We start from the raw sequence: 15,896 nt of genomic DNA, 5'->3' as shown, positions 1-15,896 counted from the left end.
AGACCGGCAGAGCGCTGCACGTTAAACACAACGTGTGGCGCTCTTTGGGCGCTCACAGTTAAACGAACCATAATGGTTGAGTGAGCTCCCAAAAAACTTTCGTACCAACCGGGCATCCTCGCCGGGTCAGCTTGATCGGTTCTACCGGTTCCATCGGCACTCAAGGTCTAGACGTCATTAGTAAGGCGCCAGAAAACTTCTCTGTGGCAGCCTTGTCCGGTGGCTACAATTTGGATCTGCTAGCCCAGCAAGCGGTGAAGTTCCGCCCGGCAATTGTCGGCTGTGCGTCGGAATCAACCGATGATCTTGCCTCCGCGATCAAGCGGGCTGCTGCTGATGCTTCGGTTACCGGCTATGAACCAGAACTGGTGGCCGGAGAAGGTGCGGCGACCACCATTGCTGGGTTCAACGAAGCCGACGTGGTGCTCAACGGCATCACTGGAGCTATCGGCTTAGCGCCAACGATTGCGGCTTTGGAAGCTGGCCACTTACTGGCCCTGGCGAATAAAGAGTCGCTGATTATCGGTGGCCAAGTAGTCAAGCAAATTGCTGCCCCGGGCCAGATATCGCCAGTTGATTCTGAGCACTCGGCGCTGGCGCAAGCTTTGCGTTCGGGTACTCCTGACGAAGTTGCAAAGTTATTGGTCACCGCATCTGGTGGACCATTCTTTGGCTACACCTATGACCAATTGCGTGACGTGACTCCGGCCCAGGCGTTGGCTCACCCCACCTGGGACATGGGTCGCATGGTGACCACTAACTCGGCGACCATGGTCAATAAGGCGCTGGAAGTCATCGAAGCTCACCTGCTCTTTGATGTTCCACTGGAGAAAATCGAGCCAGTGGTACACCGCCAGTCAATCATTCACTCCATGGTGGAGTTCATTGACGGATCGGTGATTGCGCAAGCCTCGCCACCAGACATGCGCCTGCCTATTGCTCTGGGCATCAACTGGCCACACCGCGTTACCGGGGCCGCCACACCATGCGATTTCTCCAAGGCGGCTAGCTGGACCTTTGAGCCCCTGGACGAAGACGTATTCTTCGCGGTGAAACTTGCTAAGCAAGCCGCCGCGGCCTCGGGAACTCACATGGCCGTTTACAACGCAGCAAACGAAGTTGCCGTTGATGCATTCCATGAAGGACAAATTCAGTTCACCGACATCGTTGAGACCATTGAGTGCGTCCTAGATAACTACACGCCAATCAACGCTGAGCTCAGCGTTGAAACCGTTCTTGAAACCGACCGTTGGGCCCGTGCCCATGCAACGAAGATCGTGGGATCCAAAGCATGAGCGTCATCCTGTTCATAGGAGGCATCCTCTTTATGGTCGTGGCCGTTGGCCTGTCCATTGCGCTACACGAAATCGGTCACCTTGTTCCTGCGAAACTTTTCAAACTGCGTGTACCGCAGTACATGATTGGCTTCGGCAAAACTCTGATCTCGTTCAAACGTGGCGAGACTCAGTATGGGATCAAGGCCCTGCCTTTGGGTGGCTATATTTCCATGGTGGGCATGTACCCACCACGAGCCAAAACAGTTGAGGGGCAGCCGGAGAAAAAACCGAACCTGTTCCAAAAGGTTTTCGGCCAGATGGTTGACGACGCTCGCTCACAAGCGAATGAAAATGTGTTGCCCAGCGACGAAGGTCGCCTGTTCTACCAGTTGCCGGTCTACAAGCGGGTAATCATCATGCTTGGTGGGCCACTGATGAACCTGATCATTGGTTTTGTGGTCATTGCCATCGTGCTCACCAGCTTCGGCCAAGCAACTCCCAGCACCACCGTTTCCGAGGTTTACCAGTGCATTTCCACCGCGCAGGATGCGGATCAAAAGCAGTGCACCGATAAGGATGAGCAGGCGCCGGCCTATGCCGCGGGGCTCCGACCTGGTGACACCATTACCGCCGTCAACGGCAATGCCGTCAAAGAAGGCGAATGGTACGAGCTCACCGACGTCATTAGAGACAACCCGGGAAAGTCGATTACGTTGGACTACCAGCGTGATGGCAGTAGCCACTCCACCACGATGACGCCGTATCTGACTGACCGTCCTGCCACCGATGAAAACGGCTATGCGCTCACAGATGATCAGGGCCAGACCATCATGACCAAGGTTGGATTTGTCGGAATGAGTTCCTTACAAAAGGACATGACAAAGCCATTGAGCTCGGTGCCAGGAGTGATTGGTAATCAGCTTCTGACCATCGGAGACGTAATCCTGCATTTGCCTCAGCGCATGGTTGATGTGGCTCAGGCTGCCTTTGGTAGTAGCGAGCGAGATCCGAATGGGCCGGTCTCTATTGTTGGCGTCGGTCGGATCGCCGGAGAAATCAGTGCAGAAGACTCCATTTCCGTGGGGGACAAGTTCGCGACCCTGCTGTCCTTGGTCGGGGGACTGAACCTTGCATTATTCGCATTCAACCTCATTCCACTCTTGCCCTTGGACGGTGGTCACGTAGTTGGCGCGCTTTACGATGGCATCAAACGGCTCTTTGCTCGGATCTTCAAACTGAAAAACGTGAAGCCGGTGGACACAGTCAAGCTCCTGCCACTGACCTACGTTGTCGTAGTAGCCATGCTGGTTATGGGCGGCCTCTTAATATATGCAGATATTTTTAAGCCAATACAACTGTTCTAGGCGACAAGAATTAAGGTGTAGTTATGACTGTTTATGCTGTTGAATACGTGTACGCCCAAGACTCCGATGAACTACGAAACGAACACCGCCCGGCACACCGTGAGTACCTGTGCGATTTTCTTGTTGAAGGACCGGTTCGAGTTCTCGTTTCGGGTCCGACTCCGGTCAATGATGGTGCGTTGTTGATCTTTGCTGCCGAGTCCGAAGAGGGCTTGAATGAGTTCCTTGCCAATGACCCCTTTGCCAAGGTCGGCGCGATTGCAAAGACGACCGTCACCGAGTGGAATCCAGTTATCGGGCTATTGCAGGAATTCGCTTCCTAAATTATTGGTAGGCTAAGCCCTCGCGCTCCAGAAACTGGAGGGCGAGGGCATCAGCATTTAAGTAGCTATTGAGAAGTCATCTGGGACCGACCGGGAGAGGAGTCAACGATGGATCTGCATGTCAACGATTCGCTAGTCATACCGGACTCCGAGCTTTCGTGGAATTTCAGCCGTTCTTCGGGTCCCGGTGGCCAGCACGTTAATACTTCCGACTCTCGGGCTGAGCTTTCGTGGGTGATCGGCGCCTCGCGAGTACTTTCGCCCTGGCAACGTGAGCGGCTCCTGCAGAAATTGGCATCGCGGCTCGTTTCTGGCGCCGTGGTAGTTCGTGCCTCCGAGGAACGTTCCCAATGGCGTAATCGACAGATTGCTATGGACAAGCTTGCTCTGCTTGTTTCGAAAGCCTTGGCGCCGGATGCTCCAACCCGCAAGGCGACCAAGCCAACCCGCGGTTCGCAGCGACGCAGACTGAATGCAAAATCCAACCGCTCGGTCACTAAGCAACTACGGCAAAAGCCAGGGCGAGATTGATGTGTCTAAGGGTGAAGTGATCCCGGTCACCTTGTTTCGTGGAATGGATGGGCATCATTCATAGTTGGAAATAGATGAAGCGTCAGCTTCTTTTTCTATTTCCGTCTTTTAGGAGCACACCCATGGCCACAAAGGTCCTCACCCTCGTTGGATCCCTCCGCAACGGCTCGACCAACGTTCAGTTGGCAGAAGCTGCCGCTCACCACGCTCCAGAGGGCGTCGAAGTTTCGGTATTCAGCGGCCTAGAAAACATTCCTTTCTACAATGAGGATCTTGACGTCGAAGGTACCGTTCCAGTAACGGCACAGGTTCTGCGCGATGCAGCCGGCGAAGCTGACGCGTTGATCTTGGTGACCCCTGAGTACAACGGCACCATGCCAGCAGTTCTGAAGAACGCCATTGACTGGCTTTCACGCCCATTCGGTGCAGGCGCAGTTTCGGGCATGCCAACCGTTGTTGTTGGCACCGCATTCGGCCAGTATGGCGGCGTGTGGGCTCAGGATGAAGCTCGCAAGGCACTGAACATCGCTGGCGCCAACGTCCTGGAAGACGTCAAGCTGGCAATTCCAAACTCGGTTGTTCGCTTCGCTGAGCTGCACCCGAAGGATGACACTGAGGTTGTTGAGCAGGTTGCAGCCGTGCTCAACAGCATCAAAGAAATTGCTGAAGCCAACTAGGACCTAGTCAGCAAAATCAGCCTATTACTGCGAGAAAGGCCACGGTGACCCCGTGGCCTTTCTCGCATGAGTACCCGCTCACCTCGATACGGTGACATACTTGGACTAAGAGATTTATCCACAATTTACTCGGAGGCGTCCATTGACTTCGGTCAGCCTAGGCATGCCGGCAGGCCCACCGCCGGTTCTCACACCACGTCGTCAGACTCGCCAGTTCCAGGTCGGCTCGGTTGGTGTAGGTTCCGATTCGCCGATTTCGGTCCAGTCGATGACCACCACAAAAACTCACGACATCAACGCGACCTTGCAGCAAATTGCAGAGCTGACTGCCGCCGGTTGTGACATCGTGCGTGTCGCCTGTCCTACGGACAAAGACGCTGACGCGTTGAAGATCATTGCGATGAAGTCGCAGATCCCGGTCATTGCAGATATTCATTTCCAGCCGAAGTACGTCTTTGCTGCCATTGAAGCTGGCTGCGGTGCGGTTCGAGTGAACCCAGGAAACATTCGCCAGTTCGATGACCAGGTCAAGGAAATCGCTCAGGCCGCCAAGGATCACGGCACCTCAATCCGTATCGGCGTCAACGCCGGTTCGCTGGATCGCCGCCTGTTGCAGAAGTACGGCAAGGCGACTCCAGAAGCATTGGTCGAATCCGCTGTCTGGGAAGCTTCGCTTTTCGAAGAGCATGGATTCCACGACTTCAAGATTTCGGTAAAGCACAATGACCCAGTCATCATGGTTCGTGCTTATGAACTTCTAGCCGAACGTGGTGACTGGCCACTGCACTTGGGCGTGACTGAAGCTGGTCCCGCATTCCAGGGCACCATCAAGTCCGCTACGGCATTCGGCGCACTGCTTTCAAAGGGCATCGGCGACACCATCCGTGTATCGCTCTCGGCTCCTCCAGTTGAGGAAGTCAAGGTTGGCAACCAGATTCTGGAATCGCTGAACCTGCGTCCTCGCAAGCTTGATATTGTTTCCTGCCCTTCGTGTGGACGTGCCCAGGTGGACGTTTACACCTTGGCTGAACAGGTCACCGCGGGACTTGAAGGAATGAAGGCTCCATTGCGTGTGGCCGTTATGGGCTGTGTTGTCAACGGACCAGGCGAGGCGCGCGACGCTGACCTTGGTGTGGCATCGGGCAACGGCAAGGGCCAGATCTTCGTCAGGGGCGAAGTCATCAAGACCGTTCCAGAGGACCAGATTGTTGAGACTCTGATCGAAGAAGCTAACCGTATGGCTGATGAAATGGGACTGAACGATGACGAGAATCCTACCTCGGGTTCTCCCGTGGTCTCCGTCAGCTAAAGAAAGCCGACGAGACGACACAAGGGTGCCGCGGACTCTGGGCCGTCGTGATACGACGGCCCTCATCGAGCTACTCGACCGCGACCCCGTCGCCAATATTTTCACCCGTTCTCAGGTGAGTATGCACCGTTCAGCCGTCCCCGATGGCTTTGCCCATATTGTTGGGGTCGACGGTGACGATGGTTTGGCAGCTGCATGTTGGGTGGGTGCCAACGTGGCGCCCACCGCCATGAGCGAAGATCAGGCGCAAAAGTTTGCAGTCCACGCCTTGGATTCTCGACAGCGCTTTGCCTCGGTTTTCGGGCCCGCCACGTCGGTTCTTCCGATGCACGAAGTGCTGCGCGAAGGACCGCAGCCTATCTTTGATGTGCGGGAAAATCAGCCGTTGATGACGATTTCGCAACTTCCTGATGGCATTGAGCAGAATCCCTTGCGAGCCGCAAAGATTCACGAATTTGATCTGGTACTTCCCGCCAGCGCTGCCATGTTTGAAGAAGAGCTTGGGTATTCGCCGCTAGAAAATGGCGGAAGCTTCTACCGCAGCCGAGTACGCCAACTCATTCGAGACGGCCACACAGTCATTGACTGCGATGAACATGGTGACGTGATTTTCAAAGCTGATTTGGGAACGGTCACTGATGAAGCGGTCCAGATCCAGGGAGTCTGGGTCAATCCACGCTACCGTGGACTTGGCCTAGCAGCTGCTTACATGAGCTCCACCGTCCAGTACGCGCTGCAATTTGCGCCCATTGCCAGCCTTTATGTAAATGACTTTAATGTGCCCGCGATGAAGACTTATCAGCGCATCGGTTTTGAGCAGGTCGACACGTTCGCGACCATCTTGTTCTAACTGATCTGAGATAGGAAAATTTGTGGCTCCTTCTAACGGTTCTCGATTGTTGCTGGCCATGGCGCTGTGCATTGGTGCCGTTGCCCTGAGTAGTTGTAGCCAGGCTGAGCCAATCCCTGAACCAACTCCTGAGCCAAGTTCCCAAAAGCTAGTTAGCCTTGATAGCGACCAGTTGCAACGTAAATTAGCGGACTTCACATCTTCGGATAAAAACGCTGTTGTACTCTCTGACCAGCAGTTGCGCTCAACTATTCCAAAGGCGCAGGAATGGCTCGAATCAATCAAGGTCAATCCAAGTAAGTGCGGAGTCACCTTCGCCCAGCCGGTGGCCGACCAGCTGAAGAATGCCACTATGGCCGCGGTTGAATTCGAAGGCCGTCACCTCACGGTTGCCATCTACAAAGATGAGCAGCTTTTGAGAAAGCATTGGGAAACCAAAAATGCTGCCAATGAGCAATGCTCGCGCTATTCGGTGACCGCCAATGGAGAACGACGGGCCTACCACCTAGCTGAACAAGCGTTGGACTCGGACGCGGATCACGATGAGGCCTCCGTGTCCACAAGCAGTAACGGTAAATCTACTCAGCAACAGCTTGTGGTCAGTTCCAGCAATTCAAATGTGCTGATCGGCTTGCAGCAATCCACAACCCCAAGCCAAACGAAACAACAAATTCAAGCGGCACAATCGACGATCAACGAGTTGCTCAAGACGCTGAAATAGGCGATCCAGATCGCCAGGCGGCCCAATTTCAACACTCGTTAAGGACAACTTATGACCAAGCGTTTCGTATTTTCCATGGTTGCACTGACCGCATCTTTGGCCTTGGCCGGTTGTTCTGGCGGTGTGCAGAGTGAAGAAAACGGGACGCCGGGTCAGCCTTCTGAATCTGCAAAGAGCCAGAGCCAGGGCGCAGGAGACGGTAAGAGTCTGGACGCAAAGCAAGTAGAAACCGTCGCATCCACATTGTTAAAGTCCGACCAGTCAGTACAGGTTATAAGCAACGAGCAGATGCAACCCCAGCTTGAAGCTGCCAAAGACGCAGAAATGCCAGCCGGAATTAAGCCTGAAAAATGTGCAGAGCTCAACGCCAAGTATTCGGTTACAGACCTAACCAGTTCGGTGGCGGCGACCTCGACTAGCAGTTCGGAAGAAGTGGGCAAGGTGGTCCAGATATTTTCCATCACCGATGAAGCCACCAGGGCGAATGTATTAAATGCACTGGCCTTTGACGACCTAGAAGACTGCAGCACGGTGACTATCGAACAGAGCGGCAAAGAACTCAAAGCAAAACGTCAGATCTTGCCTATGGACGTGAATGCCGAACACGCGCTGACCATGTCCACGGTTATGGATGCAGGTGGTGGGCAAACGTTGAATTCAGTCGCAGTTCAAGCGCTAGATGGCAATAATTTTGTTCTAATTACGCTGCAGACCGGATCCGTGCAACCGGCCGAACTTGCCACCGAAGCAGTCAAGTTAACGGATCAAGCTTTTGATGAAATCAAATCGGTGCAATAGTTCTGGTAAATACTTTTATTTCGAACGTGTTGTGTAATACTGTAGTTGGAATTTCATCACCGACGTGAGGATTACATCATGAAGAAGCATGCTTTCTGGGTGCTGCCGATCGCGGCAGCATTCGCTTTGACCGGTTGTGGCGGCTCCAGCGACAACGCTGCAAGCAGTTCCGGTGCCACTGAAGCCGCTGAAGCACAGGCTCCCGAAGCCAAGGCACTGACCGCGGATCAGACCACCGCCGTCGTCAAGTCCATGGTGGGTGATGACTCCAAGGCTCAGGTCATGGACAGTGACACCATCAAGGCAGCACTGCCTGACTCCAAGAAGCTCATCGAGCAGATGAACATCAAGCCCGAGAAGTGCGCCGAACTGGTCACTCAGCAGGGAACAGAGAACCTCGACGGTACTAACATGGCAGTCGCCATGGTGACCGGTGAAGGCACTGCGTCCACCACCTATTCAGTCATTGGATATGAGGACACTTCCAAGCTGGACAAGGCAAAGCAAATGGCGGAAAAGAAGGATATGCAGGGCTGTGACAAGTTCACGATGTCCATGTCCGGCCAGGAGATCGCCGCATCGGCAAAGATCCTGGATGCGACTTCTGACGCTGACACCACCATTGCCACCCAAACCACCATGACGGTCAATGGCCAGGAGTTCCCGGGCGGTTCGTACCAGGTACAGGGGCTCGTGGGAAGTAATGCTGTAGTCGTCGCCTACTCCGGTGGCGACGGTTCAGAATCTGCGGAAGACGTACTGAAGAAGCTCACCACTGAGCTGAACAAGGGCGTTGCTGAAATCAAGGAAACCGCTAAGTAGTCAGTAGCAAATTCGGAAGGCTCTCCTACAGTTCACATCGAACTGTAGGGGAGCTTTTCTAATTCGTCGTGCCGGTGCGCTGAGCAATGCTCGGCAATGAATCTCCAAGTGGCAGGAAGCTCTGCCCATGTCTTGCTCGGGCGTAACCAAAGACGCCGGTGAATAGACAGCAGATGTACGGTAAGGAAAATCCGCAACACGAGCTAGCCGATTCCCCTTGAATTTATTGGGAAGTGATGCGAAGCGGTAGCATTAGAACTGGTCGACTTTGCGGCCAAAAACCCTTTTGATTTTGCATAGCTAGTCGGCACCGAAATACCCTTTCGGCGTCGACGGACGGAATAGGACGCCCCTCAGTGGTCTTGAAGCTTTCCACTACCTTCTTGCGCACCTTGCGTGAAGATCCGGTTGACGCCGAAGTCGCCAGCCACAAGCTGTTGGTCCGCGCTGGTTATATCCGCCGCGCAGCCCCGGGTATCTACACCTGGCTGCCGCTGGGCTTGAGGGTCCTTGCGCGTGTTGAAGCTATTGTGCGCGAAGAAATGAACGCCATCGGTGGCCAGGAAGTACATTTCCCAGCACTGCTGCCTCGCGAACCATACGAGCAGACCGGTCGTTGGACCGAATATGGGGATGGACTGTTCCGCCTCAAGGACCGCAAGGATGCCGACTACCTTTTGGCCCCAACCCACGAGGAAATGTTCACCTTGCTGGTCAAGGACCTGTACAACTCGTACAAGGACCTGCCGGTTTACCTGTACCAAATCCAGAACAAGTACCGCGACGAAGCACGTCCACGCGCGGGCCTGCTACGTGGACGCGAATTCATCATGAAGGATTCGTACTCCTTCAACATCGATGATGCCGGTCTGGACGAGGCCTACATGGCTCACCGTGGTGCGTACCTGAAGATCTTTGAGCGCTTGGGTCTGGAAGTTGTTCCGGTCTTCGCGCAGGCTGGCGCCATGGGTGGCTCCAAATCCGAAGAATTCCTGCACCCAACACCGATCGGTGAGGACACTTTTGTCCGCTCGGCTGGCGGTTATGCTGCAAACGTTGAAGCCGTCACCACCGTGGTGCCTGAGGACATTGATTTCACCAATGCACCGGCATACGAAGTCATCGAAACGCCCGATACCCCAACCATCGCCACGCTGGTAGCTGCAGCCAACGAGCTGCGTCCACGTGAAGATCGCGCTTGGGAAGCCAAAGACACCCTGAAAAACGTGGTGCTGGCTGTTATTGATCCTGAAGGAAACCGCCACCTAGTTGTTCTGGGCATTCCGGGTGACCGTCAGGTCGACGAGAAGCGTTTGGAAGCAACCGTTGGTATCGCACTGGGTATCAACGGCGAAGTCGGTGTTGAGCAGGCTACTGCGCAGGATTTGAAGAGCCACCCTGAGATTGTTACTGGCTACCTCGGCCCAGCCTTGGGTCTGGATAACCAGTTGCTGGGCAAAGATACCGAAAATGCCATCCCGTACTTGGTTGATCCTCGCGTGGTTTCAGGTACTACCTGGATCACCGGCGCCAACGAGCAGGGCAAGCACGTCTTCGGTCTTGTTGCAGGCCGCGACTTCACCTTTGACGGCACCATTGAAGGCGTCAACGTACTCGAAGGCGATCCTGCTCCGGACGGCTCCGGTCCACTAAGGACCGAGCGTGGCATCGAGATGGGCCACATCTTCCAGCTGGGACGTAAGTACGCACAGGCATTGGACCTGAAGGTTCTTGACCAGAACGGCAAGCTCACGGTTGTCACCATGGGCTCCTACGGCGTCGGTGTAACCCGCGCAGTAGCCGCACTGGCCGAAACTTACCATGATGAAAACGGTCTTGCTTGGCCTAAGCAGATTGCTCCAGCCCAGGTTCACATCGTGGTCACTGGCAAGGGCGCCGAAATGCTTGAGGCTGCGGAGAAGCTGGCTAATGAGCTTGAAGCTGCCGGCCAGGAAGTCATTTTGGATGACCGTCCAAAGCTATCTGCTGGTGTGAAGTTCTCTGATGCAGAGCTCATCGGTGTGCCGACCATCGTTGTGGTTGGCCGCGGTTTGGCTGACGGAGTGGTTGAGGTCAAGGACCGCGCCACTGGTGAACGTCGCGACGTCAAGGTCGAAGATGTTGTTGCTGAGCTGACAGCCTAAAAGGCCGTACGTAAAAACTAAATAGGGGAGTAGCGCGGTGCAAGAAGTATTGGAATTCCTGTCCGTCAACGGTGAACCCGTATCCCTCTGGCCCTTGGCATTGCTGTTATTAGCTGCCTTGGGTGCTGGATGGATCGACGCGGTGGTTGGCGGTGGCGGACTGATTCAATTGCCCGCGCTACTACTTTTTCCGGGCATTACTCCGGTACAGGCGCTCGCGACTAACAAGCTTGGGTCAATTTTTGGTACCGCGACCAGTGCGGTCACGTACTATCGGCGCACCAGTCCGGATCTGAAGACCGCACTCCCTATGGCGGCTACAGCGCTGGTTGGTGCATTCGGTGGAGCGGGATTGGCAACAATTCTGCCTGCACAAGCGATCAAACCGATTATCATCGCCGCTCTAATTGCGGTGTTACTCTTTACCATCTTCAAACCGAAAGCCGGCGAACTTTCACGGCTGCGCTACACCGGACGCAAGCACTACCTGCGCGCCCTGGCGATTGGCCTCATTATCGGCGGTTATGACGGCATGGTTGGGCCCGGAACGGGCTCGTTCTTGATCATCTCCATGGTCACCGTGCTCGGTTACAACTTCCTGCAGTCTTCGGCGAAAGCAAAAATCGTCAACCTGTGCACCAATGCTGGCGCGCTACTTTTGTTCGTCCCCACCGGACACGTACTTGTTGGGCTGGGACTGGCCATGGGTGTTATGAACATGATCGGCGGATACCTCGGTGCGCGCATGGCGATTTCCAAAGGCAGCGGGTTCATCCGCATCGTATTTGTTGTTGTCGTCAGTGCGCTCATCATGAAGCTTGGATCGGACATGATCTTCGCCGGCTAGTGATGCGCCTAAAGCGCAGGGTTAGAGACTGTGTGAAGTGGAAGCTTCCACCGTTGTGTAGCCGCCCTCATGCTTAACGTGCTGTGGGGCGATTGCATGGACCACCGAGCTGGCCGGCATTTGAGCAATGCGGAAAGTTAAGAAACTTGTTGGGATTGCCGAGCGGTACAGCTGCTCGATGGTGGTCTTTTGAGGCAGGGGCTCAACAACCTGCAAAGCAGTGCAACCGATGGAGACGTACATAAACCACAGATCACCATTTGTTGGGTCAGTGGTGGCGACCAGTACTGGAGGTTGGTGGGCCGCTACCAGTGACATCACGTCGCTGAGGCTCTCTTCCGGTTGCGCAATGACAATCGGCATTCCTTGAACCCAGCCGTGAGCGCTGAGCTGAGCACGGCCCTGTCGCGAATTAATGATTTCGCTGACAAGTTCCGCAATCTTGGATCGTACAAATCGACCTGGCATTATCCATCCTCCTGTGTACGTTTTTGTAACGAGTGTCTGGATCCCCATGTAAGGCCCTCAGATTTCGTGAATTCTCCGGAGCTTGTGCCGGTGAATACTTGAACTGTTGAACCTTGATTTCACCCTAGCCGTTTTATTCAGGAATTGCGAGAGAACGATCTTGCGAAGGACAATTCGATAATCGCGAATACGATTCCGTATAGCAGTAGGGCGGATATATCTGGTGAAATTGAAAACGATCTAAGACTCTAAAGACCGGTTGTCTTGGGAGTTTGCACTAAGGATCCAGAGAGCTGGCCAAGGTGACCAACAATAATGTGCTGAGAGCTCTCCGCATATCTGCGTAAATTATCGTCACGGAATCATGCCACGGGTGAGCAAATATCAACGTTGTGATTATTTTTTAATAGCTATCTTCGAGGTGAACTCCACGAAAATCTAGGATGGATTCAGCTCTAATTGACGCTGGCGCCGGACACTAGGATGCGGTGCTCAGGATTGGCTTTAGCTTCGCTGTCCAGCACTTCAAAAGCAACAGCGGCGATGCGTTGGCCAGTGCCTTCATCCGAGCTGCCAGCGGCAAGAACTAACGCTTGATCAAAATCCTCGGTCGCATCTGAAACGACGTTCCCCAGATCCTTCAGGCCATCTTTGGGCAACGCGTAAGCAGGCTGGCGCAAATCTTCACACTTTGCATCTACCGCCGAACGCAAGCTTGCTAACTGCTTGCTCAGTGCAGTTCGTTTCTTCTCAATCGCGGCTGATTGCGAGGAGACACCACGGGCGGCCTGTAGCTGCAACGCATAGTCCAAGGCATAACCGCGGTCCAATGCACGAGCTACGGTGACGGAGTCAAAGTTCTTTGAGTCTTTAACCTCGGCGTCAGCGTTAAGCAAATTCGGATCGGGAAGGCACGCCACTGGCTGGTTCTGATCCTGGTCGGCGACGGCACTGAGTGGCTTGGCAAGCTCCGGTGGGTTCTTTTCACCCAAGGAGTCCATCGCTTTGTTGGCATCGAGGTTGGTCTGGAACGCGATCTGAGAAAGAAGCTTTGTGCTCTGTAGCGACGGCTTCTTCAGCGCAGGCAGCGAAGCTGAAGACTTGGCCACATCTTGAGCCAATTCTTGTACGAGTTCGGGGGAGTAGGACTGCGGTAATGCAGTTGGTGTCTGCTCTTCGAACTGCAATTCACCGAGTAAGGCAGCGCCCTGCGCCAGCGAAGCGCCTAGGTTTGCCAAAGCTTCAGCGCTGGAACCATCGGTTAGCTCGGCGAGCTTGTTGGCTCGGGCCGCGAGGTCTGCGAGCTCGCCTCCTCGAACCCACAAGGCACGTTCATCGTCCGAGGCGGACTGGACCTGTTCTGGTAGACCCTGATCAACTAAGGCCCCATGAAATATCGTGCTACCAATTCCCCAGGTGAGTGCTGCAGCAACAACACCGCCTAACACTGGTGCGATCCAGCTCGGCGCACGAGAAGCGATTTTCTTCTTGCGAGCATCGGCGTGAGGGAATTTTTCAGTCATAGCGATTCGATCATTTCACGTTCGAGCTCGAATTTAGGTCAATTCTCGTGTTGCGCACCACCACGAGAAGAAAAACTTCGTGAGTTCTTTCACCTGAGCGCGGTTGATAGTTCTCAACAAGCGAAACGCAATATACGCTTAACGGACAACATCGAATAGCGTGGGAGGATATCCATGACCGGAATACCGGCCGATACCGAACAGGAAGCACAGCGTCTGACTGCTTTGCTTTCCAAGGAAGTAGAATCCCACGGGCTTCTCCTAGAAGAAGTTACTTTGCGCCCCTCTGGCAAGCAGATGATCGTTCAGATCATCGTTGACAAGCCAGACGGCAACGATTCGGTGATTCTTGATGAACTCGGTGAAGTAACCACCACCATCTCCAACGCTCTGGACAAAGACGCAACTTATGCGTCGGCTGACCCTTATGAACTGGAAGTCAGCTCGCCAGGTCTTTCCCGCCCGCTGACTGCCAAGCGTCACTGGGTTCGCGCCCTGAACCGCATGGTTAAGATTTCCTTGGCCGACGGAACCAAACTGCGCGGCCGGCTGTTGGAAGTTAACGACGCTGATGTGTTGGTTGCTGAGCACCGTGAGCCAGCCAAGAAGGGTATGAAGACTAAGGTCCTAGAACCTGCCCTCCACACTTTTGAAAATATCCGTAAAGCTGTCGTCGACCCAGAACTGAACTTCGATGACGCACCACTAGACACCGTTGATTCTGAAGATTTGGAGGGCTAAGCGTGGATATTGATCTCAACGCTCTGCGTATTCTGGAAAAAGACCGCGACATCCCCATGGATGTACTGATTCCAACCATCGAGTCGGCTTTGCTGCTGGCTTACAACAAGACCGAAGGCGCAATGCCAGGGGCGCGTGCTTTTATTGAGCGCGCTACCGGCCACGTTGCCATCTTGGTGGAGGACCGCGATAACGCCGGTGTTCTGCTCGGCGAATTTGACGACACCCCACACGGCTTTGGACGCATCGCTGCTTCCACCGCTCGTCAGGTCATCATGCAGCGTTTGCGTGAAGCTGAAGATGCACAGGTTGTTGGTGAATACACCACCCGCGTAGGCACCTTGATCTCCGGCGTGATCCAGCAGGGCTACTCGGCTCACATGGTTCAGGTAAAGATTGGCGACCTGGAGGCATTGCTGCCACCAGTAGAGCAATCTCCAGGCGAGAAGTACCAGCACGGCAACCGCCTGCGCGCTTACGTCGTCTCGGCTGAACGCGGCAACAAGGGTCCAGCTGTGACCCTGTCACGTTCGCACCCAGGCATGGTTCGCTTGCTCTTCGAAATGGAAGTGCCTGAAATTGCTGACGGCACCGTTGTTGTTGAGGCACTGGCTCGTGAAGCTGGTCACCGCACCAAGATCGCTGTTCGTGCAACCAAGCCTGGCGTGAACGCCAAGGGCGCTTGCATCGGTGAAATGGGTACCCGCGTTCGTGCAGTAATGAATGAACTGAACGACGAGAAGATCGACATCGTTGACTACAACGAAGATCCAGCGAAGTTCATCGCCGCAGCACTGTCCCCATCCAAGGTCGTCTCGGTAGAGATCCTTGATGAGGCAGAGCGTCGTGCTCGCGTCGTCGTTCCAGACTCCCAGCTGTCGTTGGCTATCGGCAAGGAAGGGCAGAACGCCCGCCTGGCCGCCAAGCTGACCGGCTGGCGCATTGACATCTTGGCTGCATCCGGCGGCAAGGAGCCACAGCTCTAAAGCTGGATTGCTAAGAATTGCTAGTTAGTCGCGTGCAAGCCTAGCGTGTGTGAGCCACAACTCATGCGCGCTATGGCGTGCAAACGCGCTAGACTAGTAGATGGCTCGTACAACTAGGGAAGGTGGCGACGGCGCTCGCATGAAGCTGCATCAGCAACGCACGTGCATTGGCTGTCGAACCATTACCAGTAAAAACGAGTTACTCAGATGGGTCCTCAATGAAGGTACTCCGCTTCGTGCGGTGAGCTTGGATTTGCAGGGTTCCGCCTTCGGGCGAGGAACCTGGACCCACGGTACACAAAAGTGTGTGCGGCAAGCAGTACAGCGAAAAGCATTCGCGCGGGCCTTCCGGTCCGCCGTCGACGATTCGCAGGTAGTGCAGGAATTTACCGCATACGAAGATCAGCTGGCGGCACGTCAGCAATCTGGCAAACATGATGAAAGCGGGTCAGAAATCTGATGGCAACCCGATGAGTCGACAATGTTGAGCGCACAACGATGAACTATCAGTTCTG

At 54.6% G+C, this 15,896-nt stretch carries 17 protein-coding genes; 15 read left to right on the top strand and 2 right to left on the bottom strand.

Features of this window, described 5'->3' with window-relative positions; genetic code table 11:
- Positions 1-80 precede the first annotated feature (80 nt).
- From dxr to N6V40_RS14980, 12 genes are all read left to right on the top strand, one after another.
- Positions 81-1,295 carry a 1-deoxy-D-xylulose-5-phosphate reductoisomerase gene (gene dxr / locus N6V40_RS15035; protein WP_131090007.1) on the top strand — a complete coding sequence of 405 codons (1,215 nt, stop codon included), beginning with the start codon at positions 81-83 and terminating at the stop codon, positions 1,293-1,295.
- Positions 1,292-2,641: a M50 family metallopeptidase gene (locus tag N6V40_RS15030; protein ID WP_131090006.1), complete on the top strand. Its 1,350-nt coding sequence runs from the start codon at positions 1,292-1,294 to the stop codon at positions 2,639-2,641. The genes dxr and N6V40_RS15030 overlap by 4 nt, the downstream gene beginning before the upstream one ends.
- A 23-nt stretch (positions 2,642-2,664) precedes the next feature.
- Positions 2,665-2,964: a YciI family protein gene (locus N6V40_RS15025; protein ID WP_131090005.1), complete on the top strand. Its 300-nt coding sequence runs from the start codon at positions 2,665-2,667 to the stop codon at positions 2,962-2,964.
- Positions 2,965-3,072: 108 nt separating this feature from the next.
- Positions 3,073-3,495 carry an alternative ribosome rescue aminoacyl-tRNA hydrolase ArfB gene (gene arfB, locus N6V40_RS15020; protein ID WP_131090004.1) on the top strand — a complete coding sequence of 141 codons (423 nt, stop codon included), beginning with the start codon at positions 3,073-3,075 and terminating at the stop codon, positions 3,493-3,495.
- A 122-nt stretch (positions 3,496-3,617) separates the two neighbouring features.
- Positions 3,618-4,172: an NAD(P)H-dependent oxidoreductase gene (locus N6V40_RS15015; protein WP_131090003.1), complete on the top strand. Its 555-nt coding sequence runs from the start codon at positions 3,618-3,620 to the stop codon at positions 4,170-4,172.
- Positions 4,173-4,314: 142 nt separating this feature from the next.
- The gene (gene ispG, locus N6V40_RS15010) at positions 4,315-5,481 is read left to right on the top strand and encodes a flavodoxin-dependent (E)-4-hydroxy-3-methylbut-2-enyl-diphosphate synthase (RefSeq protein WP_131090002.1); all 1,167 of its coding nucleotides are present in this window, start codon (positions 4,315-4,317) and stop codon (positions 5,479-5,481) included.
- Between the two features lie 25 nt (positions 5,482-5,506).
- Positions 5,507-6,331, top strand: coding sequence for a GNAT family N-acetyltransferase (locus tag N6V40_RS15005; RefSeq protein WP_262198130.1), 825 nt, complete (start codon positions 5,507-5,509; stop codon positions 6,329-6,331).
- A 22-nt stretch (positions 6,332-6,353) separates the two neighbouring features.
- Complete coding sequence (locus N6V40_RS15000) at positions 6,354-7,052, top strand: hypothetical protein (RefSeq protein ID WP_131090001.1); 699 nt, start codon at positions 6,354-6,356, stop codon at positions 7,050-7,052.
- A gap of 51 nt (positions 7,053-7,103) precedes the next feature.
- Positions 7,104-7,850, top strand: a complete 747-nt coding sequence (locus N6V40_RS14995) for a hypothetical protein (protein ID WP_131090000.1) — start codon at positions 7,104-7,106, stop codon at positions 7,848-7,850.
- A gap of 78 nt (positions 7,851-7,928) precedes the next feature.
- Positions 7,929-8,672 carry a hypothetical protein gene (locus tag N6V40_RS14990; RefSeq protein ID WP_131089999.1) on the top strand — a complete coding sequence of 248 codons (744 nt, stop codon included), beginning with the start codon at positions 7,929-7,931 and terminating at the stop codon, positions 8,670-8,672.
- A 356-nt stretch (positions 8,673-9,028) separates the two neighbouring features.
- Complete coding sequence (locus tag N6V40_RS14985) at positions 9,029-10,816, top strand: proline--tRNA ligase (protein ID WP_131089998.1); 1,788 nt, start codon at positions 9,029-9,031, stop codon at positions 10,814-10,816.
- A 58-nt stretch (positions 10,817-10,874) separates the two neighbouring features.
- The gene (locus tag N6V40_RS14980) at positions 10,875-11,663 is read left to right on the top strand and encodes a sulfite exporter TauE/SafE family protein (RefSeq protein ID WP_396268674.1); all 789 of its coding nucleotides are present in this window, start codon (positions 10,875-10,877) and stop codon (positions 11,661-11,663) included.
- Between the two features lie 21 nt (positions 11,664-11,684).
- Here the strand turns inward: N6V40_RS14980 and N6V40_RS14975 are convergent, their stop codons facing one another.
- Complete coding sequence (locus N6V40_RS14975) at positions 11,685-12,131, bottom strand: hypothetical protein (protein WP_131089996.1); 447 nt, start codon at positions 12,129-12,131, stop codon at positions 11,685-11,687.
- Between the two features lie 455 nt (positions 12,132-12,586).
- The gene (locus tag N6V40_RS14970) at positions 12,587-13,654 is read right to left on the bottom strand and encodes a hypothetical protein (RefSeq protein WP_262198129.1); all 1,068 of its coding nucleotides are present in this window, start codon (positions 13,652-13,654) and stop codon (positions 12,587-12,589) included.
- A 174-nt stretch (positions 13,655-13,828) separates the two neighbouring features.
- On the opposite strand from N6V40_RS14970, the gene rimP reads away from it, so the two are divergent.
- The 3 genes from rimP (at position 13,829) to N6V40_RS17790 (ending at position 15,841) form a co-directional block, all read left to right on the top strand.
- On the top strand, positions 13,829-14,395 hold the full coding sequence (gene rimP, locus N6V40_RS14965; protein ID WP_262198128.1) for a ribosome maturation factor RimP: 567 nt from the start codon (positions 13,829-13,831) through the stop codon (positions 14,393-14,395).
- Between the two features lie 2 nt (positions 14,396-14,397).
- The gene (gene nusA, locus N6V40_RS14960; protein WP_131089993.1) at positions 14,398-15,381 is read left to right on the top strand and encodes a transcription termination factor NusA; all 984 of its coding nucleotides are present in this window, start codon (positions 14,398-14,400) and stop codon (positions 15,379-15,381) included.
- A gap of 100 nt (positions 15,382-15,481) precedes the next feature.
- On the top strand, positions 15,482-15,841 hold the full coding sequence (locus N6V40_RS17790) for a YlxR family protein (protein WP_131089992.1): 360 nt from the start codon (positions 15,482-15,484) through the stop codon (positions 15,839-15,841).
- The last annotated feature ends 55 nt before the right edge of the window (positions 15,842-15,896 follow it).

It is taken from the genome of Glutamicibacter sp. M10, assembly GCF_025452055.1.
Lineage (GTDB): Bacteria > Actinomycetota > Actinomycetes > Actinomycetales > Micrococcaceae > Glutamicibacter.
This window is presented reverse-complemented; position numbering and strand designations above follow the sequence as displayed.